The organism is Pseudomonas sp. GW821-FHT02A11 (genome assembly GCF_059421985.1).
Genome location: NZ_JBWKWB010000015.1, coordinates 15,681 through 36,047, shown reverse-complemented (window position 1 = coordinate 36,047; position 20,367 = coordinate 15,681). Strand labels below are relative to the sequence as shown.

General features: G+C 62.2%; 19 protein-coding genes and 1 pseudogene. 11 read left to right on the top strand and 9 right to left on the bottom strand.

The window, feature by feature from the left end; genetic code table 11:
• Positions 1-266 precede the first annotated feature (266 nt).
• Positions 267-1,217, top strand: coding sequence for a VTT domain-containing protein (locus AC07V9_RS19745; RefSeq protein ID WP_495017334.1), 951 nt, complete (start codon positions 267-269; stop codon positions 1,215-1,217).
• A 193-nt stretch (positions 1,218-1,410) separates the two neighbouring features.
• Here AC07V9_RS19745 and AC07V9_RS19740 read toward each other — a convergent pair whose 3' ends face one another.
• The 5 genes from AC07V9_RS19740 to AC07V9_RS19720 are packed head-to-tail and all read right to left on the bottom strand — an operon-like array spanning position 1,411 to position 5,867.
• Positions 1,411-2,151: an amino acid ABC transporter ATP-binding protein gene (locus AC07V9_RS19740; protein WP_495017333.1), complete on the bottom strand. Its 741-nt coding sequence runs from the start codon at positions 2,149-2,151 to the stop codon at positions 1,411-1,413.
• Positions 2,148-3,650 carry an argininosuccinate lyase gene (argH, locus tag AC07V9_RS19735; RefSeq protein WP_495017332.1) on the bottom strand — a complete coding sequence of 501 codons (1,503 nt, stop codon included), beginning with the start codon at positions 3,648-3,650 and terminating at the stop codon, positions 2,148-2,150. Before argH ends, AC07V9_RS19740 begins: the two co-directional genes overlap by 4 nt.
• A gap of 11 nt (positions 3,651-3,661) precedes the next feature.
• On the bottom strand, positions 3,662-4,339 hold the full coding sequence (locus tag AC07V9_RS19730; RefSeq protein WP_495017331.1) for an amino acid ABC transporter permease: 678 nt from the start codon (positions 4,337-4,339) through the stop codon (positions 3,662-3,664).
• Between the two features lie 7 nt (positions 4,340-4,346).
• Entirely contained in the window at positions 4,347-5,009 is a 663-nt protein-coding gene (locus AC07V9_RS19725) for an amino acid ABC transporter permease (RefSeq protein WP_495017330.1), read from the bottom strand.
• Positions 5,010-5,021: 12 nt separating this feature from the next.
• Positions 5,022-5,867, bottom strand: coding sequence for a transporter substrate-binding domain-containing protein (locus tag AC07V9_RS19720; RefSeq protein WP_495017329.1), 846 nt, complete (start codon positions 5,865-5,867; stop codon positions 5,022-5,024).
• 218 nt (positions 5,868-6,085) lie between these two features.
• Between AC07V9_RS19720 and AC07V9_RS19715 the strand changes: the two genes are divergently transcribed.
• Positions 6,086-6,991, top strand: coding sequence for a LysR substrate-binding domain-containing protein (locus tag AC07V9_RS19715; RefSeq protein ID WP_495017328.1), 906 nt, complete (start codon positions 6,086-6,088; stop codon positions 6,989-6,991).
• A 230-nt stretch (positions 6,992-7,221) separates the two neighbouring features.
• Here the strand turns inward: AC07V9_RS19715 and hemB are convergent, their stop codons facing one another.
• Both hemB and AC07V9_RS19705 read right to left on the bottom strand, forming a co-directional pair.
• The gene (hemB, locus tag AC07V9_RS19710; RefSeq protein ID WP_495017327.1) at positions 7,222-8,196 is read right to left on the bottom strand and encodes a porphobilinogen synthase; all 975 of its coding nucleotides are present in this window, start codon (positions 8,194-8,196) and stop codon (positions 7,222-7,224) included.
• Between the two features lie 309 nt (positions 8,197-8,505).
• The gene (locus AC07V9_RS19705) at positions 8,506-9,039 is read right to left on the bottom strand and encodes a GNAT family N-acetyltransferase (RefSeq protein WP_495017326.1); all 534 of its coding nucleotides are present in this window, start codon (positions 9,037-9,039) and stop codon (positions 8,506-8,508) included.
• A 111-nt stretch (positions 9,040-9,150) separates the two neighbouring features.
• Between AC07V9_RS19705 and AC07V9_RS19700 the strand changes: the two genes are divergently transcribed.
• The gene (locus AC07V9_RS19700) at positions 9,151-10,089 is read left to right on the top strand and encodes a class I SAM-dependent methyltransferase (RefSeq protein ID WP_495017325.1); all 939 of its coding nucleotides are present in this window, start codon (positions 9,151-9,153) and stop codon (positions 10,087-10,089) included.
• Between the two features lie 174 nt (positions 10,090-10,263).
• Here AC07V9_RS19700 and AC07V9_RS19695 read toward each other — a convergent pair.
• Positions 10,264-11,538: pseudogene (locus AC07V9_RS19695) on the bottom strand (methyl-accepting chemotaxis protein); the annotation flags it as partial.
• Positions 11,539-12,313: 775 nt separating this feature from the next.
• Between AC07V9_RS19695 and AC07V9_RS19690 the strand changes: the two are divergent.
• Positions 12,314-13,291: a hypothetical protein gene (locus AC07V9_RS19690; protein ID WP_495017324.1), complete on the top strand. Its 978-nt coding sequence runs from the start codon at positions 12,314-12,316 to the stop codon at positions 13,289-13,291.
• The gene (locus AC07V9_RS19685; protein WP_495017323.1) at positions 13,288-13,653 is read left to right on the top strand and encodes a hypothetical protein; all 366 of its coding nucleotides are present in this window, start codon (positions 13,288-13,290) and stop codon (positions 13,651-13,653) included. The genes AC07V9_RS19690 and AC07V9_RS19685 overlap by 4 nt, the downstream gene beginning before the upstream one ends.
• Positions 13,654-13,698: 45 nt before the next feature.
• Here the strand turns inward: AC07V9_RS19685 and AC07V9_RS19680 are convergent, their stop codons facing one another.
• On the bottom strand, positions 13,699-14,535 hold the full coding sequence (locus AC07V9_RS19680; protein WP_495017322.1) for an IclR family transcriptional regulator: 837 nt from the start codon (positions 14,533-14,535) through the stop codon (positions 13,699-13,701).
• A gap of 263 nt (positions 14,536-14,798) precedes the next feature.
• On the opposite strand from AC07V9_RS19680, the gene AC07V9_RS19675 reads away from it, so the two are divergent.
• From AC07V9_RS19675 to AC07V9_RS19650, 6 genes are read left to right on the top strand one after another with little or no spacing between them, the layout of a single operon-like run.
• Positions 14,799-15,827: an ABC transporter ATP-binding protein gene (locus AC07V9_RS19675; RefSeq protein ID WP_495017321.1), complete on the top strand. Its 1,029-nt coding sequence runs from the start codon at positions 14,799-14,801 to the stop codon at positions 15,825-15,827.
• A complete protein-coding gene (locus tag AC07V9_RS19670; RefSeq protein WP_495017320.1) occupies positions 15,824-16,696 on the top strand; it encodes an ABC transporter permease in 873 nt (290 codons plus the stop codon). The genes AC07V9_RS19675 and AC07V9_RS19670 overlap by 4 nt, the downstream gene beginning before the upstream one ends.
• 3 nt (positions 16,697-16,699) lie before the next feature.
• Positions 16,700-17,494 carry an ABC transporter permease gene (locus AC07V9_RS19665; RefSeq protein ID WP_495017319.1) on the top strand — a complete coding sequence of 265 codons (795 nt, stop codon included), beginning with the start codon at positions 16,700-16,702 and terminating at the stop codon, positions 17,492-17,494.
• A 43-nt stretch (positions 17,495-17,537) separates the two neighbouring features.
• Positions 17,538-17,828, top strand: a complete 291-nt coding sequence (locus AC07V9_RS19660) for a (2Fe-2S)-binding protein (RefSeq protein ID WP_495017318.1) — start codon at positions 17,538-17,540, stop codon at positions 17,826-17,828.
• A complete protein-coding gene (locus tag AC07V9_RS19655; RefSeq protein ID WP_495017317.1) occupies positions 17,825-19,186 on the top strand; it encodes an FAD/NAD(P)-dependent oxidoreductase in 1,362 nt (453 codons plus the stop codon). Before AC07V9_RS19660 ends, AC07V9_RS19655 begins: the two co-directional genes overlap by 4 nt.
• Positions 19,183-20,367 (top strand): NAD(P)/FAD-dependent oxidoreductase, encoded by a 1,185-nt coding sequence (locus tag AC07V9_RS19650; RefSeq protein WP_495017316.1) that lies wholly within the window; start codon positions 19,183-19,185, stop codon positions 20,365-20,367. Before AC07V9_RS19655 ends, AC07V9_RS19650 begins: the two co-directional genes overlap by 4 nt.

Genomic DNA, 20,367 nt, shown 5'->3' with positions numbered 1-20,367 from the left:
ATCGGCTGTCCCAACAGCGGGAAGCGCTGGTCACTCGAACGCGGCGCTTCATGGACCGCACAGTGGACGCGTCCGATTACGCCACGGCCAATCCTAGCCACCACTGGGGCTATCAGCGGTGCGTCGGCGCTGGTCAAGCAGCGTCACATCGACATGCTCGGCTGACGCATTTTCAGCGTTGACAGGAGGGGGCGTTCAGGCCACGGTACTGACACCCCTTTTCTCTTGAGCGCCCTCCCCGGTGCTCGTCGACCCGAGTCTTCGCCATGAACGAACTCCAGCAACTGAATGAAAGCCACGGCCTGCTGCTGGTGTTCGTCAACGTGCTGCTGGAGCAGATCGGTCTGCCGGTCCCCGCCTACCCCACCCTCATCGTCACCGGCGCGCTGGCCATGCAGAGCAAACCGTTGCTGGGCGCCGGGGTGCTGGTAGCGATGTTCGCCTGCCTGATCGCCGACACCCTGTGGTACTTCGCCGGCAAGCGCTACGGCGGCGTGCTGCTCAAATCCATCTGCAAGATTTCCCTGTCCCAGGACACCTGCATTCGTCAGGGCCTGAACGTCTACGACCGCGTCGGCCCACGGGCGATGCTGCTGTCCAAATTCCTGCCCGGCGCCGGCGCCCTGGTCACCACGGTCGCGGGCATGAACGCTACGCCGTTTGCGCTGTTCATGCGTTATTCGCTGGCGGGCTCGTTCATCTGGGCAGGCTCGGCGCTGTTGCTGGGCATGCTGTTCACCGACGCGATCATCCCGTTACTGAGCTGGCTGACCGGCTACCTGCCCTTGGCCATCGGTGGCGTGCTGGCGGCGCTGGCGCTGTTCATCGGCTGGAAATACGGGAAGCGTCGTCGCCTGATGAAGCGCACCGCCAAAGTGCCGCGCATCACCGTGCCGCAACTGCTGGCCCTGCGTGACACTGACGACGCCCCGGTGATTATCGACGTGCGCCCTACGTTCCATACGGCCGTGGTCGAAGGCATCCCCGGCGCGGTGTCGATCAGCCTCGAAGAACCTCTCGAGCCTTGGGTCGAGCAACTGGGGGATGTCGACATGGTGTTCTATTGCGCCTGCCCCAATGAACTGTCGGCGGCGTTGCTGGCAGAAAAACTGCGCGCCCACGGGCTGACCCGAGGCAAAGCGCTGGTGGGCGGTTTGGACGCCTGGCGCGCGGCGCACCCTGACCAGGACGTCCCCGAACAGGCCGCAACGGCCTGACCACTCGGCGACGCCGCACTTCTGTAGGAGCGAATTCATTCGCGAGACGGTGTTTCGAACGATGACAATTCATCGTCTGTACTGGCCAATCGCGAATGAATTCGCTCCTACAGCGGTATGCGCCGAGCCTTGAGCCCCCCGAAACGGTGCCAGATACCGTCAAGCCGTCAGGGCTTATTGAGTCGCGCCGACGTCAATGCAACACACTCTGCAGAAACTGCCGCGTGCGCGGATGCTCCGGCGCCGAAAAGATCTGTGCCGGTGGGCCCATCTCGACGATCTTGCCGCCGTCGAAAAACACCACCCGGTCGGCGACTTCCCGGGCGAAGCCCATTTCGTGGGTGACGACGATCATGGTCATGCCCTCCGCCGCCAGGCCCTTCATCACGCTCAGCACTTCGCCGACGGTTTCCGGGTCCAGCGCCGAGGTCGGCTCATCAAACAGCAACAGGCGCGGCTTCATCGCCAGGGCGCGGACAATCGCCACGCGCTGTTGCTGCCCGCCAGACAACTCACTAGGGTAACCCTCAGCCTTGTGCTTGAGGCCCACCCGGTCCAGCAGGGCCAAGGCATTGGCCTGGGCGTCGGCCTTGCTCACGCCCTTGACCTTGACCGGCGCCAGAATCATGTTGGCCATTACCGTCATGTGCGGGAACAGGGTGTAATCCTGAAACACCATGCCGATGTCTTCACGCAGGCGAGCCATGGCCTTGCGATCATTGGCGCGTACCGACTCGCCGCCATCGACCACCACGCTGCCCGCCGAAGGCTCCTCCAGGCTGTTGAGGCAGCGAATGAAGGTCGACTTGCCCGACCCGCTGGGGCCGATGATCACCACCACCTCCCCTTGAGCCACGTCCAGGTCGACGCCCTTGACCACCTCCACCGAACCGAAATGCTTATGCAGCCCGCGGACTGTCAGCATGCTTTTCATAGGCCCGCCTGCGCGCGAGTGGCCGCCTGAAGTTTTTCCTGGGCGGCAAGCAGACGATCCCGGCGCGCCTGATTGGACTGACGCTCGACCTGCAAGCGGGCATTGGCGCGGATCAGGCTTGGTCGCAGAGACGACAACGCCGGGCCACCCGCCGAATCCCGCGACTGCACATTCGCCGTCGGGTCCAGGCACTCGCGGACCTTGGCAGCGGGCAGGTTCAGGGCATGCCCCAGTTGCTGCATGGCGCAGATGTCGACCATGTCGGTGTCGATCCGGTGCGCGGGCAAGCCTGCGTCCATCGCCATGCGCACAGCCGCGCCGACGATGTGGTGGGCCTCGCGGAACGACAGGTCGGCTTCGCGCACGATCAGATCGGCGAGGCCGGTGGCCGTGGAAAAATCTTCCCCGGCGCGTTTGACCGCCAGTTCGATATTTGGCGTGGCAGTGCGCAGCACGAGCTCCAGCAATTTCAGGCAGCGCTGGGTTTCTTCGGCCGCTTCCCAAAAGCCTCGCGTGCCCTCGCGGTTGGCATCGCCGGTGTGGGAAAAATTGCTGCCCTTGACCGTCACGCTGGCCGCCATCAGCAGGCCGACGATGTGCCCGGTGCGACCCTTGAGGTACTCCAGCACCGTGGGGTTTTTCTTCTGCGGCATGATGCTCGACGTCGCCGCCACGCTGTCGGGGAAGTCGATCAGGCTGAATTCGTGGGTGCTCCACACGAAGTAATCCTGCGCCACGCGGCTCCAGAACACTGACAACAGACTCAGGTGCGACAGGCTTTCAAGGATGAAATCCCGCGAGCCCACGGCGTCCAGCGCGTTGTCCAGGTAACCGTCGAAGCCCAGCAACTCGGCGGTGCGTGCGCGATCGATGTCGAACGGCGTACCGGCAAAGGCTGCGGCGCCCAACGGGCTCTGGTTCATCGATTCCAGCGTCTGGGTCAGGCGCTTGCAGTCACGTTCCAGCGCCTGCTCCACCGCCGACAGGTAATAGCCATAGGTGATCGGCTGCGCCGGTTGCAGGTGGGTATAACCGGGCATCACCACTTCGGCGAAGACTTCGGCGTTGTTCAGTGCGGTCTGACGGGTCTGGATCAACAAGTCGATCAGCGCCATCAGCACCTCGCGGCAACGCAGGCGGTCAAGGGTGGCGAGGATGTCGTTGCGGCTGCGACCGGTGTGCAGGCGGCCGCCGACATCGGTGCCGATCTGCTCAATGAGGTGCGCTTCATAGTTGAAATAGGCGTCTTCGCGAGACGGGTCGAGGGTGACAACAGCCGGCCCCGCCGCTTCCATGTCCAGCACGCCCTTGGCCAGGGCGGTGGCATGTTCGCCGCGAATCAGGCCCTGTTCGGCGAGCATCACGATGTGCGCCTTGTTGACGTTGCCCAGGTTGAGGAAGCCGTCGGCGAACCCTTCCAGACGAGGCCGGTATATGTACTCGTTGACCTCAGGGGCGGTGGCTTCTTTCAAGCGACGACTGACTTTGGATTCTTGCATGATCACATCCCTTAACGAGTGGCGCGCATCGCCGGGCGACCCAGGCGACGTTCGAGATAACGGCTGAGCCAGCTCAGCAATGAACAGATGACGAAGTACACCAGCAACACCGCCCCGTAGACGGCAAAGGCAGGGCTGACGCCGGTCATGACCGTGGAGCGTTCGACGATGATCTGGCCGACCTTGAGAAACTCGCTCACCCCCACCAGCGCCCCGAGCGACGTGGCTTGCACCAGCATGGTCAAGAGTCCCGTGTAGGCCGGCAGGATGGCTTTCAACGATTGCGGGGCAATCACGTGCAGATAGATCTGCCAAGGGCGCAGGCCCAGGGTCCAGGCGCTTTTCCACTGGTGGCGGTTTACCGACTCCAGGCCCCCGCGCACGATTTCAATCCCATTGGCGCTGCCCCATAACGTGAGGCCCGTGACCACCGCCGCGAACGGGCTCAGGTCGAGGCCGAACATCGGCGCGCCGAAGAAAATGAAGAACACGTTGACGATCAGCGGGATCGAACGAAACAGCTCGACGTAGCCATGAATCGCCCACCACAACACACGGTTCTTGAGCGTGGCGAGCACACCGAACACCGTCGAAATGATCGTGGTGAACAGCAGAATCACCAGCGCCAGGCGCACGGTCATCCACAGGCCCTTGAGCACGAAGCCCCAGTTTTCAATCAGAAAATTCATCGCGGCCTCAGTGCCGGAAAGGCCGTTGCAAGTGGGCAGACAGACGACCGGTCAACAGGGACAGGATCGCCACCAGCAGCAGGTACATCACGCAGATCGCGCTGAACATCTCGATGGCCCGAAAATCCGTGGCGATGCGGTCCACCGCGACAAAGGTCAGTTCGGCCAGGCCAATGGCCTGCAGGTACGAGGAGTTCTTCAGCAGGGAAATCGCGGTATTGAGCACGGCCGGCAGGCTGGTGCGAAAGGCGATCGGCAAGGCCACCAGATAAAAGTACTGATGGGGCTTGAGGCTCAACGCCATGCTCGCTTCGCGCATCTTGTGCTCCACCGTGGCAAGGCCGCCGCGCATGTTTTCCACCTGATAGGCACCTGCCCACAGCGATAGACACACCACGCCGGACCAGAACAGCGACAGCTCCAGACCGATCGCAGGCAGGCCGTAGAAGATGAAAAACAACTGCACCAGAATCGGCGTGTTGCGAATCAGCTCTACGTAGAGCACCACAATCTGCGACAGCACCGGGATGCGCAAGGACCGCACCGCGCCCCCGAGAATGCCGATCAGCAGCGAGCAACCAATGGCCAGCAGCGATACCCGCAGCGTCATCAGCACACCGTCGAGCAAGGCTGGCCACTGCGCCACCAGGTAATTGAAATCGAAGTCCATGACGGCGCCCGGTCAGAGTTTTTCTTCAGGCTTGGCCTGCTCGAATACGCTCAGGTAGTAGCTCTGGATGTTCTGCGGCACGTATTGCTGGACCCAGCCGCGAAACAGCTTGTCTTCGTGCATCTTGGCCACGGCCGCGCTGAGGTAATCGCGAAACGCTTCGTCGTTCTTGCGCACACCAATGGCCGCGTCGGAAATCTGGAACGGTTCGTTGATCAGCCGTGCGTCGCCATCGTTGGCCGCGACCACCACCAGGGTGGCGGCGTCGTGGGTGTAGGCGTCGGCGCGGCCCTGGCGGAAGGTCTGCAAGGCATCGGCGGCGCTGTTCATGCGCAGGGTCTTGACCTCGGGCATGTGGTCTTCGAACCACTTGGCCTGCACCGAGCCCTTGAGGGTCGCCAGGGTCTTGCCGTTGAGGTCCTTGATCGATTTGATCGGGCTGTCTTTTTTCACCACCACGTCACTGGCGCCCCAGCGATAGGGCGTCGTGAAATCAATCACGCGCTGACGCTCCGGGGTCACGCCCAGGGTGGCGATCAGAAAGTCGACCTTGCGCCCCAGCAACTGCGGCACGCGGTTTTCGGCGGTGACGCAGGTGAAGCTCACTTTGTCCTTGGAGCCCAGCGCCCACAGGGCGATCTGTTTGGACATCTCGACTTCAACGCCCGCGAAGTCGCCGTTGTTGTTCTGGAAGCCATAAGGCGGCTGATCGCAGCGAACCCCGGCACGCAGTTGACCGGCCGCTTTGATTTCATCGGGCACCGGCGGCAATTCGGCGGCATGGACCTGTGCCACCCCTGCCAGGGAGACACATGAAAGAGCCATGACACGAACGAGGGATTTCAACGAAAACGACATATTGCCTCCTGGTTAACTACCAGCGCGGCGACGAACGAGGCGTCACCACGCAACGATTTCAAGGGCAGAGGATTCAGCGAGAATGCAGCGCGTGCGTGCGCCGTGGCATCGTGTCCGTCTGCGCGAACTGTCGATGTCGAAAACAGTTATAAAGCCTCTGGCTCATGCCAACAAATGACAATACATTGGTCACCCATACCGATTTGATATGACCCGCCATGAACTTCAAACAAGTCGAAGCCTTCCGCGCCGTGATGTTGAGTGGCTCGATGACCGCTGCCGCCGAATCCCTGCACACCTCGCAGCCCAACATCAGCCGGCTGATCGCGCAGCTGGAACGTGGCAGTGGCTTCAAATTGTTTGAACGGGTGGGTGGGCGTCTGCTGCCCACCGACGAAGGTGCGGCGCTGTTTGCCGATGTCGAGCGGGCCTTCATCGGCTTGCAGAGCCTGGAGAAATCGGCGCAGAACATCCGCCGTGGCGGCACCGGTCAGTTGCGCATCGCGGCGGTGCCGTCGTTGTCGCTGACCTTGCTGCCCAAGGTCATTCAGCGTTTTCGGCAGGAGAACCCCGAGGCGGCGATATCCATCCACACCAACGACTCACCGATGGTGGCGCACTGGGCGGCCTCGCAGTTCTGTCACGTGGGGCTGGCGTCCTATGTGGGCGAGGAAATGCCGGGGGTGCGCACACACAAGATCTGCGACGTGCCGGGGGTGTGCGTGTTTCCCAAAGGGCATCGGCTGGCAGCGCTGCAAGCCGTGGAACCGCAGGATCTGTACGGCGAAGAGTTTATTTCTCTGTCGCTCAACGACGGCTCGCGCACCCGCGTGGATCGGGCGTTTGCGGCAGACAAGGAATACCGCAAGCTGAACCTGGAGACGCCTTACGCGGCGACCGTCTGCTCGTTGGTGGCGCTGGGGCTGGGTGTGAGCATCGTCAGCCCCATGGTGGCGCGGGAATACCTGCACATGGGCATCGAAACCCGCCCGTTCGCGCCGCAGATCCGTTTTTCAACCTACCTGCTGCTGCCGGAAGACCGCCCGCAGAGTCTGCTGAGCCAGCGTTTCAGCGTACTGATCGAAGAAATGCTCACCGAGGCGAGCAAGACCTGGCAGGTGTGAATTGAAAGGCTCGCACTGCTGACGCCGTATCAAGACGCACCCATCGCGGCACCACCGCGCACCTGCGGGAGTGAATTCATTCGCGAAAAATAGTCCAGGCGATAGTGGTGTATTGCCCGTACCGATCCTTCGCGAATGAATTCGCTCCCACAGTGGATACCGCGCCGTACCGCACCTTGTGCGGCGCTCGCACTGGCGTACGCGTTAGACGTATCTGTAAACCCGCCGGATCAAATCCCTTGCAGCGCCAGATCCATCGCGAAATAAGTGAAGATCAGATCCGCACCCGCACGCTTGATCGCGCCCAGGCTCTCGCGCACGACGCGGCCTTCGTCGATGGCGCCGGCCTGTGCGCCGAACTTGATCATCGCGTACTCGCCGCTGACCTGATACGCCGCCAATGGCAGGTTCGAGGCCTCGCGGATGTCGCGGATGATGTCCAGGTACGCGCCGGCGGGCTTGACCATCAGCGCATCGGCGCCTTCGGCCTCATCCAGCAGCGATTCGCGCAGGGCTTCGCGGCGGTTCATCGGGTTCATCTGGTAGGTCTTGCGATCGCCCTTGAGCGCCGAACCGCCGGCTTCGCGGAACGGGCCGTAGAGCGACGAGGCGAATTTGGTCGAATAAGCCATGATCGGCGTGTTGGTGAAACCGGCGGCATCCAGCGCGGCACGAATAGCGCGCACCTGACCGTCCATCGCCGCCGACGGGGCAATCACGTCAGCACCGGCGCGAGCGGCCATGACCGCCTGCTTGCCGAGGTTTTCGATGGTGGCGTCGTTGTCGACATGGGCGCCGTGCATCACGCCGCAGTGACCGTGGTCGGTGTATTCGCAGAAGCAGGTATCGGACATGACGATCATTTCCGGCACGGCGTCCTTGATGGTGCGCGAGATGCGCGACACCAGACCGTTTTCCTGCCAGGTGTCGCTGCCGCTGGCATCCAGGTGGTGGGACACGCCGAAAGTCATCACCGACTTGATCCCGGCGCGTGCGTAGCGCTCGACTTCCTGAGCGAGCTTGGCCTCCGGAATCCGGCTGACCCCCGGCATGCTGTTGATCGGCACAAAATCGTCGACTTCTTCTTCGACGAAGATCGGCAGCACCAGATCGTTCAGGGTGAATTCGGTTTCCTGAAACAGCGCACGGAAGTTTGCATGGCTGCGCAGGCGACGTGGACGGGCGGCGGGAAACAGACTGGACATGGCAGTTCCTGATCAGAAATGTGCGAAAAACCACCCGACAATGAGCGTACGGGCGCTATCAATGGCGCGAAGCTTATTCCTGCCTCGCTCGGGATTCAAATATCGGGGCGATAAAGACAATTGTGATTTCGACAACAGTCTGGCGCCCGGCATCGAACGAATTTACAACGGCATCGGTCGTTAATCCTGAGCAGCGCAGTCCCGGCTGCGCGACTCACTGGGCGAGGCCAGACTTGAACACCCCTGGAGCGTTTGGACCGCTCGGTCGAAAAGCCGTTATCAGGGGCCAGCGCCAGCCCCTGATTATTATCAGCGCTGAGGCGTGCTGCCCGCCCCCTCGCCCAGTTCGCGCTGCATGATCACGGTGTCGAGCCAACGACCGTGCTTGAAGCCCACCGACTCGAACACGCCGACTTTGCGAAACCCCAGGCGCTCATGCAGACGGATTGAGGCGAGGTTTTCGCTGTTGCCGATGATCGCGACCATCTGCCGCCGCCCATCATCGGTGCAGCGCTGGATCACCGCCTCCAGCAGCCGCTGGCCGATCCCCAGCCCGGCCATACCCTCGCGCACGTAGACCGAATCCTCCACCGTAAAACGGTACGCCGGGCGCGGCCTGTACAGCGTCGCGTAGGCATAGCCCACTACCTCGCCGTTACACTCGATCACCAGATAAGGCAACCCGTTGGCGCAGATGTCCGCGCGGCGCTGCAGCATCTGTTCAAGGGTGGGCGGCTCCAGCTCGAAACTGGCCGTGCCATGAATCACATGGTGGGCGTAGATGGCCTGTACGGCAGGCATGTCGTTGTCCTGGGCGTCGCGCAGGATCAGGGTCTGGGGCATGGGCGACCTTCTTGGAGAAGCAATGGAGTGTGGCGCACAGGATAATCATTCATGACGCAGATTTGGGTTTAGAATGCCGCCCTTTCTCACTGCCGATCCTCTGCCCTTCGAATGAACGCCGACGCCCTGAACACCCTCAACGCGCACCTGCTCGCTGCCCTCGCCCCGGCCCCTGCCGAAACCCGTCGTCTGTTTCATGGACGTGGTCGTCGCTGGCCTGGTCTTGAGCAACTGACGGTCGACTGGATGCAGGGCGTGGTGCTGGTGTCGCTGTTCAAGGCGCCAGCGGCCGAGGAGCTGGAGGGTTTGAAGGGGCTGCTGGCGGCGCTGATTCAGACGCCCGTCTGGAAAAACAGCCAGGCCCACACCCTGCTGCTGCAACACCGCTACCTGCCCGACAGCCACACCGAAACCCTGCTCGGCGAGATGCCGCAGGAGTGGACCCTGATCGAAGGCGGCCTGCGCTACCGGGTGGATTTCGGCAAGAAGCAGAACACCGGGCTGTTTCTCGACATGCGTTATGGCCGCGACTGGGTGCGCGCCAACGCCGCTGGCAAGCGCGTGCTGAACCTGTTCGCGTATACCTGCGGGTTTTCCGTGGCGGCCATCGAGGGCGATGCCGAGTTCGTGGTCAACCTGGACATGTCCCGCGCAGCGCTGAGCCGGGGCCGCGACAACCACCGCCTGAACGGCCATGACCTGAGCCGCGTCAGCTTTCTCGGTCATGAGCTGTTCAAATCCTGGGGCAAGGTGAAGAGCACCGGGCCTTATGATCTGGTGATCATCGACCCGCCGTCGTTTCAGAAAGGCAGCTTTTTGCTGACCAAGGATTACCAGCGCGTGCTGCGCAAACTGCCCGAACTACTGACGTGCGACGGCACGCTACTGGCGTGCATGAACGACCCGGCGCTGGGCGCGGAGTTTCTGATCGAAGAAGTGACGCGCGAAGCACCGGGGTTGCGCTTTGAGCAACGGCTGGAGAACCCGCCGGAGTTTGCCGACATCGAGCCTGAGGGTGGCCTCAAAGCTCTGGTGTTCCGTCAGGGGTGACCCACCCTGTCAACGGAACACTTTCAAATCCCTCGTCAAACGCGGTCCCTTGTGGGAGCTTCTGGAGGTTACGACAGTGGCGAAAGCGGCCTGACTGACACACTGCCTTCGTCCGACTGCGGCCCATACCGTCGTAACCTCCGACGTCTCCCACAGGAGTGCGCGGTGAATGGATCAAGCGCTCAGCCGCGAAATCACGTCATTCAACCCTACCGACAACTCATGCAGGTCCTGACTGGCGGTCTGGGTACGCTGCACGTTGCTCTGGTTGGTGGTGGCGATCGCGGTGATTTCGGTGAGGTTGCGCGAGATGTCTTCGGCCACCGAGGTCTGCTCTTCCGCTGCCGTGGCGATCTGGCGGTTCATGTCGCGGATCGCTTCGACCGCCGTGGTAATGCGTGCCAGCGAGGAGCCCGCCAGCGCCACCTGATCGACACTCTCCTGACTGCGCGCCTGGCCGCTTTCGATGGCTTGCGCGGCATCGATGGCGCCGGTCTGCACCGAGCTGATGATCTGGTTGATCTCGGCCGTAGACGCCGCCGTGCGCTGGGCCAAGGTGCGCACTTCATCCGCCACCACGGCAAAACCACGCCCGGCATCCCCTGCCCGTGCCGCTTCGATGGCCGCGTTGAGCGCCAACAGGTTGGTCTGTTCGGCGATGCCGCGAATCACTTCGAGCACCTTGCCGATGCGTCCGCTGTCACTCTCCAGACGGCGAATCACGTCGGCGGTGTTGCTGATCTCGGCGCGCATCTGGGTAATGGCGGTGATCGTCGCGCTCATCACCTTGCCGCCGTCTTGGGAACTGCGATCCGCTTCATCCGCCGCGTGAGCCGCTTGCGCGGCATGGCGGGCGACTTCCTGAGCGGTGGCCGACATCTCGGTCATCGCCGTGGCCACCTGATCGGTGCGCTCGAACTGCTCGTGAGTGCCCTGTGCCATCAACGCAGCGATGGCTTTGAGCTCGCCGCCAGCGCTGTCCAGGTCGGTGGTGCTGCGCTTCAAACGGGTAAAGGTGTCGGCGAGAAAGTCGCGCAGGGTATTGGCAGCCACGGCCAGACGACCAAGCTCGTCCTGGCGAGTGACGTTCACCCGGTCACTGAAGCGCCCCTGACTCAACTGCGCGACATACTCAATCAGCATGCTGATCGGGCCGACGATATTGCGGTTGACCATCCAAAGCGTCAGCACACCCACCAACAATGCGGACGCGAGCATCACCAGGGTGCCGATGAGAATCGTCTGATCGGCGTTGCTGCTGATCGCGGTCGACTGCGCGTCGCTCTGTTTGCGCAGGCTGACCACCAGTTCGCTCATCTGATCGCTGGCAGCGCGGTCCACGCCCTTGACGGCCTGATCCCCGGCCACCGGGTCTCCACCGGCGGCCACGAACGCATCACGCCCCTTGCGATACGCCACGCCCAGCGCCCGATGCTCGTCACGCAGCTTGTCGACTTGCGATTGAGTTGTTGAGTCCAGGCCCTTCATGGCGCTCAGACGGGCCAGGGTGTCCTGCACCTGACGCTCCTGCTCCTCGAACTGCCCCCAGAACTTGTCGCGGTCAGCCGCTTGCTTGCCGCGCAGCAGAACGTTCTTCCACTCCTGGACCTGAATCTTGAACTGAAGGTTGGCCTGATCGACCAGCTGCGAGGCATGCAGCGGGCCATCCAGCAAGCCGCGATAGGCGTGAACATTGCTGGAGAGAAACTGAAAACAGGCCAATGCAATCAGCAGCACCAGCACCAGGCTGCCGCTGAGCAGCGCCAGAATCTGCAATCTCAAGGATTTCGACATACGGGGAATCTCATCAGGGGGGACTGCGGTCTTCGGACTGCCAGTAAGACAATGGCCGAAAGTTGCCTGCTTGCCACATCCCTGTGCCGCCGCGTTGAGAAGGTCTGGATAACCGTTTCAGAAGTGGCGGGCTTACATAGGTTACTTCGACCTCGCGACAGGCTTCTTTAAAGCCGCCGATGAAGATCCGACAGACGGGTTTCACGATTTGCTACACCGGATCATTGCTCGGCCGGTTCAGCATTTCGCAGCAGATAGATAAAGCGTTTTTCCTGCCTGAACCCTCATGCATCTTATCGCGAGCGCCGGCAACGAACGTAGGACGTTTCCGTATTTAGCGATGAAACGTCCTGAAGTACCGCCGACGCCATACAAGCGTGTGTTTCGGTTTTTATATTGCCGATCCTTTTTCTTGAGGATCTCGGCCCACATGACTGGTCCCTACGCGTACATCAATGACAGAGGCCAACATTACTCGACGATCCGGTTCAGTCTCGGCCTGAATCCCAGGGCCCTATCCCGATTCGATGCGGTCAACGCCCATCTGCGTGACCAGTGGGTGATGCCGGGTCAAATCATCGTCATCCCTGACAGCCACTCGACGTCCTGCACAGTGCAGGAGGCGCGCATGATGGAAGCCGCTCGCATTGTCAGCCGTGCATTTGGACCGGGCAGTGAGGGCGTGGGTACATTCGTCGTGCAGAACTATGACCTGCTGCAGAGTCTGCTGGGCCATGCCGGACTGCTGATCGACAGCGCCAGCGGTTCTTGGGCGAGGCATCTGGACGGGATTGTCAAAACGCTTGAGCAGATCGATCGCGATCACAAACTTTACTTGCGCCGAGGCACACCGATCGCTCGCGCTCAGTTTCTGAGTAGCCGCCAGAGATTATTCCAGAAACTCGACACGCAACTCAAAGGCATGGCTCGTTACGGGACGGGTCTTCGAAATCGGGGTTCAATCAAGAAAATGCTCGGTGTTTCAACTCGTAGCTACCTGCACAACGGCACCATTAAAGGGTACGCGCAGAGGATTGATAGTCTCTCGCGCACAGCGAAGTTCTTGAAGAACGGCACCTACGTGGGGTGGGGATTGTCAGCCACGGCAAGTGCGATTGAAGTTCAGGAAGCGTGCGCCACAGGCCGTGAAGATGAGTGCGCACGGGCAAAATATGTCGAGGCCAGCAAGCTGGCTGGGAATATTGCTTTCAGCTCCTATGGCGGAGCTCTGGGAGCAGTAGCTGGCACATCGACATGCGCGGTGGTTCTGGGTCTCCCGACCCTGGGATCCGGAGCCATTGCATGTGCCCTGATCGGGATGGCGTCCGGCGGGTTCATTGGTGGCGCTGGCGGGGATGCTGCAGGAGAGTGGATGGGCGACAAACTTTACGAGGCAATGGAAAAATGACACTCATTGAATACGTGTCAGCAGCTGTTTTCATGCTTAACATCCTGAACTTTCCCGTGCTGATCATCATGGCCAAGCGCTCAATTAAATCGACCGATATTTTACTGAAGAACAGTCAAATCATTGATCGACTGGACCAGCTTGCTGGCCGTACTCATTTGAACAGCCAACTCGGCAGAATATTTCTGTTGAGCATGGCTTTGGCCTGCGAGCCGATGCTCAGGAAGAAGGCGCTGTTCGATGATGCCGAGCTGCGAGCGTTTCCAAGGAACGTCCGCTACTCGATACAAATCCCTTCATTCATCGCCACTGGCTCATTTATCGCCTTGCTCGTCTGGTGGCTGGCGACCTTGCTCGATTAGCTCCCATATTATTAAAAATTGTCGATCCCGTAACTCACTCATCCGCTACTCCTTCTGCCCGAATACCTGCGAAGGCCTGCGCAGCACTGGGTCGAACGGGTTGATCTTCTGGCCGATGGCCGCCGCTTCGCGCTTGAGCATGTCCACCACCGTGGGCATGCGTTTGGCATTCAATCGGTCGGTGATGGTGGCCACGCTCAAGGCCGCCACCGCCCGGCCTTCGCGGTCGAGGATCGGCACCGCCAGGCCGGCCATGCCTTCCAGCACGCCGGTGTTGCGCGCGGCATAGCCCAGGCGGCGAACGTTGTCGATTTCCGAGCGCAGCATGACTTCGTCGTACAGATGGAAATCCCGCAGGCGCGGCAGGTTGTAGCGGATGACCGTGTCGCGCTCTTCTTCGGGGAGGAACGCCAGAATCGCCAAACTGCCCTGCCCCACGCCCAACGCCACGCGCCCGCCGATGTCGCCGGTAAAAGTGCGGATGGGGTACGGCCCCTCACTGCGGTCCAGACACACCGCATCGAAGCCGCTGCGCGCCAGCAAGAACAACGAATCTCCCAGAGACGCCGACAGCCGCAACAGGCTGGGTCGTACCACATCGCGCAGGTTGCCGGTCTGCCCGGCTTTGGCCGCCAGCGCGAAGAACTCAAGACTCAGGCGATAACGCTTGCTGCGTGCGTCCTGCTCGACCATGCCCTCGTCCACCAGGCTGCGCAGCAAACGGTGGGTGGTCGGTTGCGACAAGCCGACCTGCTGGGCCAGCTGCGTTACCCGCTCGCCGCCCTCGGGGCACTCGCCCAGGCAACGCAGCACCGCAAACAGACGGGACACCGCACCCACGCCTGTTTCTTTTGCTTGATCATTCCGATCAGTGGAATCCATGTTTTCAACTATCCTATTTTTATCCATTGAATGAATAAAATTGAAAATACTACTCGCTCAATGAAATTCATCGTTGAGCGCATCCTAGTCTTGGGCCTAGGATCAGTCCACAGGGCGATTTGAATAACAGCGGCAGCCGACCCCGATCGAGCGCCAGCGTCCACAGTGTTTGCTCCGTGCAGCAGGCATGTTTTTCTCTCTTCGCATCTGCCCATAAAAAACGCATGCCCTGGGCGTGCACGAACAAGAGGTGGAACGCAGCCATGGCTTTTCTTCAACTCCAGGCACTCTGCAAACGTTACGGCGCCGTCGACGCGGTCGTCGCCACTGACTTGTCGGTGGAAAAAGGCGAGTTCGTTTCCCTGCTCGGCCCCTCTGGCTGCGGCAAGACCACCACCCTGCAAATGATCGCCGGTTTCGTTGACGTGACGTCGGGCAAGATCCTCCTCGACGGTCGCGACATCACCCACGCCAAACCTGCCAGCCGCGGCCTGGGCGTGGTATTTCAGTCTTACGCGCTGTTCCCGCACATGACCGTACGCGACAACGTCGCCTTCGGTCTGAAGATGCGCAAGGTCTCGGCCGATGAGATTCAAAAGCGCGTGGCGCGGGTGCTGGAACTGGTGCGCCTGCATCAACACGCCGAGCGTTACCCGCGCGAGCTGTCGGGCGGTCAACGCCAGCGTGTGGCGCTGGCCCGTGCCCTGGTGATCGAGCCGCCGGTGCTGCTGCTCGATGAGCCGCTGTCCAACCTTGACGCCAACCTGCGCGAAGAGATGCAGTTCGAGATCCGCCGCATTCAACGTGAAGTGGGTATTACCACACTGATGGTCACTCACGATCAGGCCGAAGCACTGTCTATCAGCGATCGCGTGGTGGTCATGCAGGCCGGGCGCATCACCCAGATCGACGAGCCCTACACGCTCTACGAACACCCGCGCACCCGCTTCATTTCAGGCTTCGTCGGCAAGGCCAACCTGCTGCGCGGTGACCGCGATCCCAGCGGCGTGGCTCAGGTGCGTCAACAGCACGGCGAGGGCGAACTGACCCTGAGCCTGCGCCCGGAAAAGATCGATCTGGTGAATGCCGGTGAGGGTCGCCTGCAAGGGCGGATCATCACCCGCTACTTCCTTGGCAGTCAGTGGCTGTACCGCGTCGAGACGCCCATTGGCGAACTGACCGTAGTGCGTCGCAACAACGGTGACGCGCCGATGAACGAAGGCACGGCGGTGGGCCTTGACTGGCCTGTGGCGTTGCTGCGCGTGCTGAGCAGCGATGAGGTGTCGGCATGAGTGGAGCAAGCGTGCTGCGCGACAGCGGTCGCGGCTATCTGCTGTCGACCCCGGCGCTGGTGCTGTTCGTCGGTCTGCTGGTGTTGCCGTTGCTGCTGACCCTGGTGTTGTCGTTCAACGTATTCGACTATACGGTGGGCGTCAAAAGCGGCAGCTGGACCTTCGCTCAGTACCTGAACCTGATCACCGATTCGTACTTCTACGAGATCTTCTTTCGCACCTTCTGGATCAGCGCCCTGGTCACGCTGCTGTGCGTGGTGATCGGTGTGCCCGAGGCCTACATCCTCAGCCGCATGGGCACGCCGTGGCGCTCGATCTTCCTGATCCTGATTCTCACGCCGCTGCTGATTTCGGTGGTGGTGCGGGCCTTTGGCTGGAGCCTGCTGCTGGGCGCCGACGGCCTGGTCAACCAGGCGATCCAGGCGCTTGGCGGGCGCCCGATCAAGATGCTCTACACCCCGTTCGCGGTGGTGCTGGCGCTGGTCCACGTGATGCTGCCGTTCATGATCATTCCGGTGTGGACCTCGCTGCAGAAGCTCGACCGCTCCGCCGAACAGGCCGCGCTGTCGCTGGGCGCGAACCAGGCCACGGTGATGCGTCAGGTGGTGCTGCCTCAAGTCATGCCCGGCGTGCTGTCCGGCACGCTGATCGTGTTCGGTTTGTCGGCCAGCTCTTTCGCCATACCGGGTCTGCTGGGCGGGCGTCGCCTGAAGATGGTCGCCACCACCGTCTACGACCAATACCTCTCGGAACTCAACTGGCCCATGGGCGCGGCCATTGCCGTTGCGCTGCTGCTGATCAACCTGCTGGTGATGCTGTCGTGGAACCGACTGGTCGAAGGCCGCTATAAAAAATCCCTGGGGGAATGACCGATGTCCAAGAACGGCCCTCTGGCCCTGTCCTTTCACGCCCTGATCGTGGTGTTCATGCTGGCGCCGCTGTTGGTGGTGTGCCTGGTGGCCTTCACCCCGGAAAACACCTTGAGCCTGCCGTGGCATGGCTTTTCCCTGCGCTGGTTTACTGCGGTGTTCGAGCGCGCCGACTTTATTCAGTCGTTCTATAACAGCCTGATTCTGGCAGTGGTTGCGGCCACGCTGGCGACCTTGATTGCCGTGCCGGCGGCGCTGGCGATCACGCGCTATCAGTTTCCGGGACGCAACTTTCTCAACGGCCTGTTTCTGTCGCCGATCATCATTCCGCACCTGGTGCTGGGCGTCGCCATGCTGCGTTTGTTCGCGCTGATGGGGGTCAACGGCAGCTTCGTCTGGCTGATGTTCGCCCATGTGGTGGTGATCACCCCGTATGTGCTGCGGCTGGTGATCGCGGCGGCCATCGGGGTCGACCGCAGCGCCGAGCAGGCAGCTGAATCCCTGGGTGCCAGCCGCTTCACGCTGTTCCGCCAGATCACTCTACCGATGATCCTGCCGGGCGTGGCCGGGGGCTGGCTGCTGGCGTTCATCAACAGCTTCGACGAAGTGACCCTGTCGATCTTCGTCACCTCGCCCTCGACCCAGACCCTGCCGGTACGCATGTACGTGTACGCCACCGAATCCATCGACCCGATGATGGCCGCCGTATCGGCTCTGGTCATCGCGTTGACGGCCGTCACCATGATCATTCTCGACCGGGTCTATGGCCTGGATCGTGTGCTGGTGGGACGCCACTGATGGCTTGTATTCCAATCATTCGACGCCTCACAGAGAACGCACCATGGCATTGCTGAAACGACTGGCCGAACGCGACCGCGAGGTCCTGCCCTTCACCCTCGACGGCCAGCCGGTCAGCGGCCTTGCGGGCGATACCGTGCTGACCGCCGTACTGACCTGCGCCGATCACCTGCGCGGCAGCGATTTCAGCGCCGAACCCCGCGCCGGTTTCTGCCTGATGGGCGCCTGCCAGGATTGCTGGGTCAAGCTGGGCGACGGTCGCCGGGTGCGTGCCTGTGCCACGCTGCTGGAACCGGGGCTGAGTGTCAGTCGTGAGCCGGGGCGAAGCCTATGAAGCGCTCCGATATCGTCATTGTCGGCGCCGGGCCTGCGGGCATTCGTGCGGCGCAAACCCTGGTGGCTTACGGGCTGCAGCCGTGCCTGATCGACGAAAGCCTTCGCGGCGGCGGGCAGATCTATCGTCGTCAACCCGAGAATTTCAAACGCTCGACCAAGGCGCTGTATGGTTTCGAAGCCTCGAAAGCCGAGGCTGTGCATTCGACGCTGGATGCCCTGAAAAGCGAGATCGACTACCGCCCCGAAACCCTGGTGTGGAACGCCGAAGCCCAGACCCTCGACACCTTGTGCAACGGTGTCGCGGCGCAAGTGCCGTACACGCACCTGATCGTCGCCACCGGAGCCACCGACCGGATTCTGCCGGTGCCCGGCTGGACGCTCCCCGGCGTCTACAGCCTGGGCGCTGCACAGATCGCCTTGAAGTTTCAGGGCTGCGCCATCGGCGAGCGCGTGGTCTTCGCCGGTAGCGGGCCGCTGCTCTATCTGGTTGCCTACCAGTACGCCAAGGCCGGTGCGAAGGTGCTGGCCGTGCTCGACAGCTCGCCCCTGTCGGCCCAGACCCGCGCCCTGCCCGGCCTGCTCGGCCAACCGGCGACGCTGGCCAAGGGCGTCTATTACCGGGGCTGGCTCACCGCTCATGGCATCCCGGTGCATCAAGGTGTCGAGCTGGACAGCATTCAGGGGCAGCAGCGTGTGAGCAGCGTGCAATGGCGCGCCGGCAAACAGCTCAAGCGCCTTGATTGCGACGCCGTCGGGTTCGCCCACGCTTTGCGCAGCGAAACCCAACTGGCGGATCTGCTCGGCTGCGAATTCAGCTGGAGCGCGATCAATCGCGCCTGGCTGCCGAGCCGCGATGCCAGTGGCCGCAGCAGCAGTGAGGGCGTTTATCTGGCGGGCGACGGCGCGGGCATCATGGGTGCCGACGCCGCAGAAATGGCCGGGGAACTCGCCGCGTTAACCCTGCTGAGTGACACCGGACATCACACAGACCAGGCCCGAAGCCACGAACTGCAACGTCGACTCGATGGCATTCAGCGCTTCCGCCACGGATTGGAAACGGCCTTCCCGTTCCCCGAAAACTGGGCTGCCAACGCGCCGGACACAATGACCGTGTGCCGCTGCGAAGAAGTCAGCGCGGGCGACATTCGTCAGACCGTCGCCCAGGGCCATTGGGAGGTGAACCGGGTCAAAGCCATGTGCCGCGTCGGCATGGGCCGGTGTCAGGGACGCATGTGCGGGCTGGCGGCGACCGAGATTGTCGCCCAAGCCGCCGGGCGGGACATCGCCAGCGTCGGCCGTTTGCGCGGTCAGGCGCCGATCAAGCCGCTGCCCTTTGGCGTGGAGATCGAACCATGAGCCTGCCCATTGAAGTGGATGCCGTGGTCATTGGCGGCGGCATCGTCGGCTCGTCTGCTGCGCTGTTTCTGGCGAAAGCCGGCAAGCGCGTGACCTTGCTGGAGCGGGATTTTTTCGGCTCCCATTCCAGTGGCGTGAACTACGGCGGCGTGCGCCGTCAGGGGCGTCCGCTGTCGCAATTGCCGCTCTCGCAACGGGCCCACGGGATCTGGAGCGATTTGCAGAACCTGATCGGCATCGACGGCGAGTACCTGCGCTCCGGCCATTTGAAACTGGCCCGCAGCGACAAGGACATGGCTGCGCTGGTGGCCTATGAGCAGGCTTCTCGAGGCTTTGGTCTGAACCTGCAATTGCTCGATCACCCGCAATTGCGCGCACGCTTTGCTTGGGCAGGCGATGTGGCGGTGGGTGCGTCATTGTGCGCCGACGATGGTCATGCAAACCCGCGTCTGGTGTCCCCTGCATTCGCCTTCGCTGCCCGCCGCGCCGGCGCGCAAGTATTTGAACAGACGCAGGTGACGCAGGTGAGCCACGACGGTCGTGCCTTTGAGGTGCGTACGATCAACGGCCAACTGTTCCGCGCGCCGTGGCTATTGAATTGTGCCGGGGCCTGGGCGGCTGCGTTGGCCGAACAATTCGGCGAACCGGTGCCTATGCGTTCCGGGCACCCGGCGATGCTGGTCACCGAGCCACTGCCGATGTTCATGGACGTCAGCACCGGCGTCGAAGGCGGTGGCATTTACGCCCGTCAGGTCGCGCGGGGTAATTGCGTGCTCGGCGGCGGCCAGGGTTTCCCCCTCGACCCGACCAGGGCGCGCCCCGGTCAGGCAGCGATTCTGGAAATCCTGCGCAACGCGGTCGAGTTGTATCCCCCGCTGGCAGGCGCACAGGCGATTCGCACCTGGAGCGGCACCGAAGGCTATTTGCCGGATCGCGAACCGGTCCTGGGCGCCAGCTCAACTCAGGCCGGTCTGCTCCACGGCTTCGGCTTTGCCGGTTCCGGCTTTCAGATCGGCCCCGCCGCAGGCGAAGCCTTGGCGCAGATCGTCTGCACCGGCGCGCCAACGATCGCCCTCGACGCGTTTTCCATCACCCGTTTTCAAGCTGTACAGCCTGCCACTGCCGCGCCCCCACGCGCGGACAACGTTATCCCTTTGCTCAGAGGAAGATTGCAGCCATGA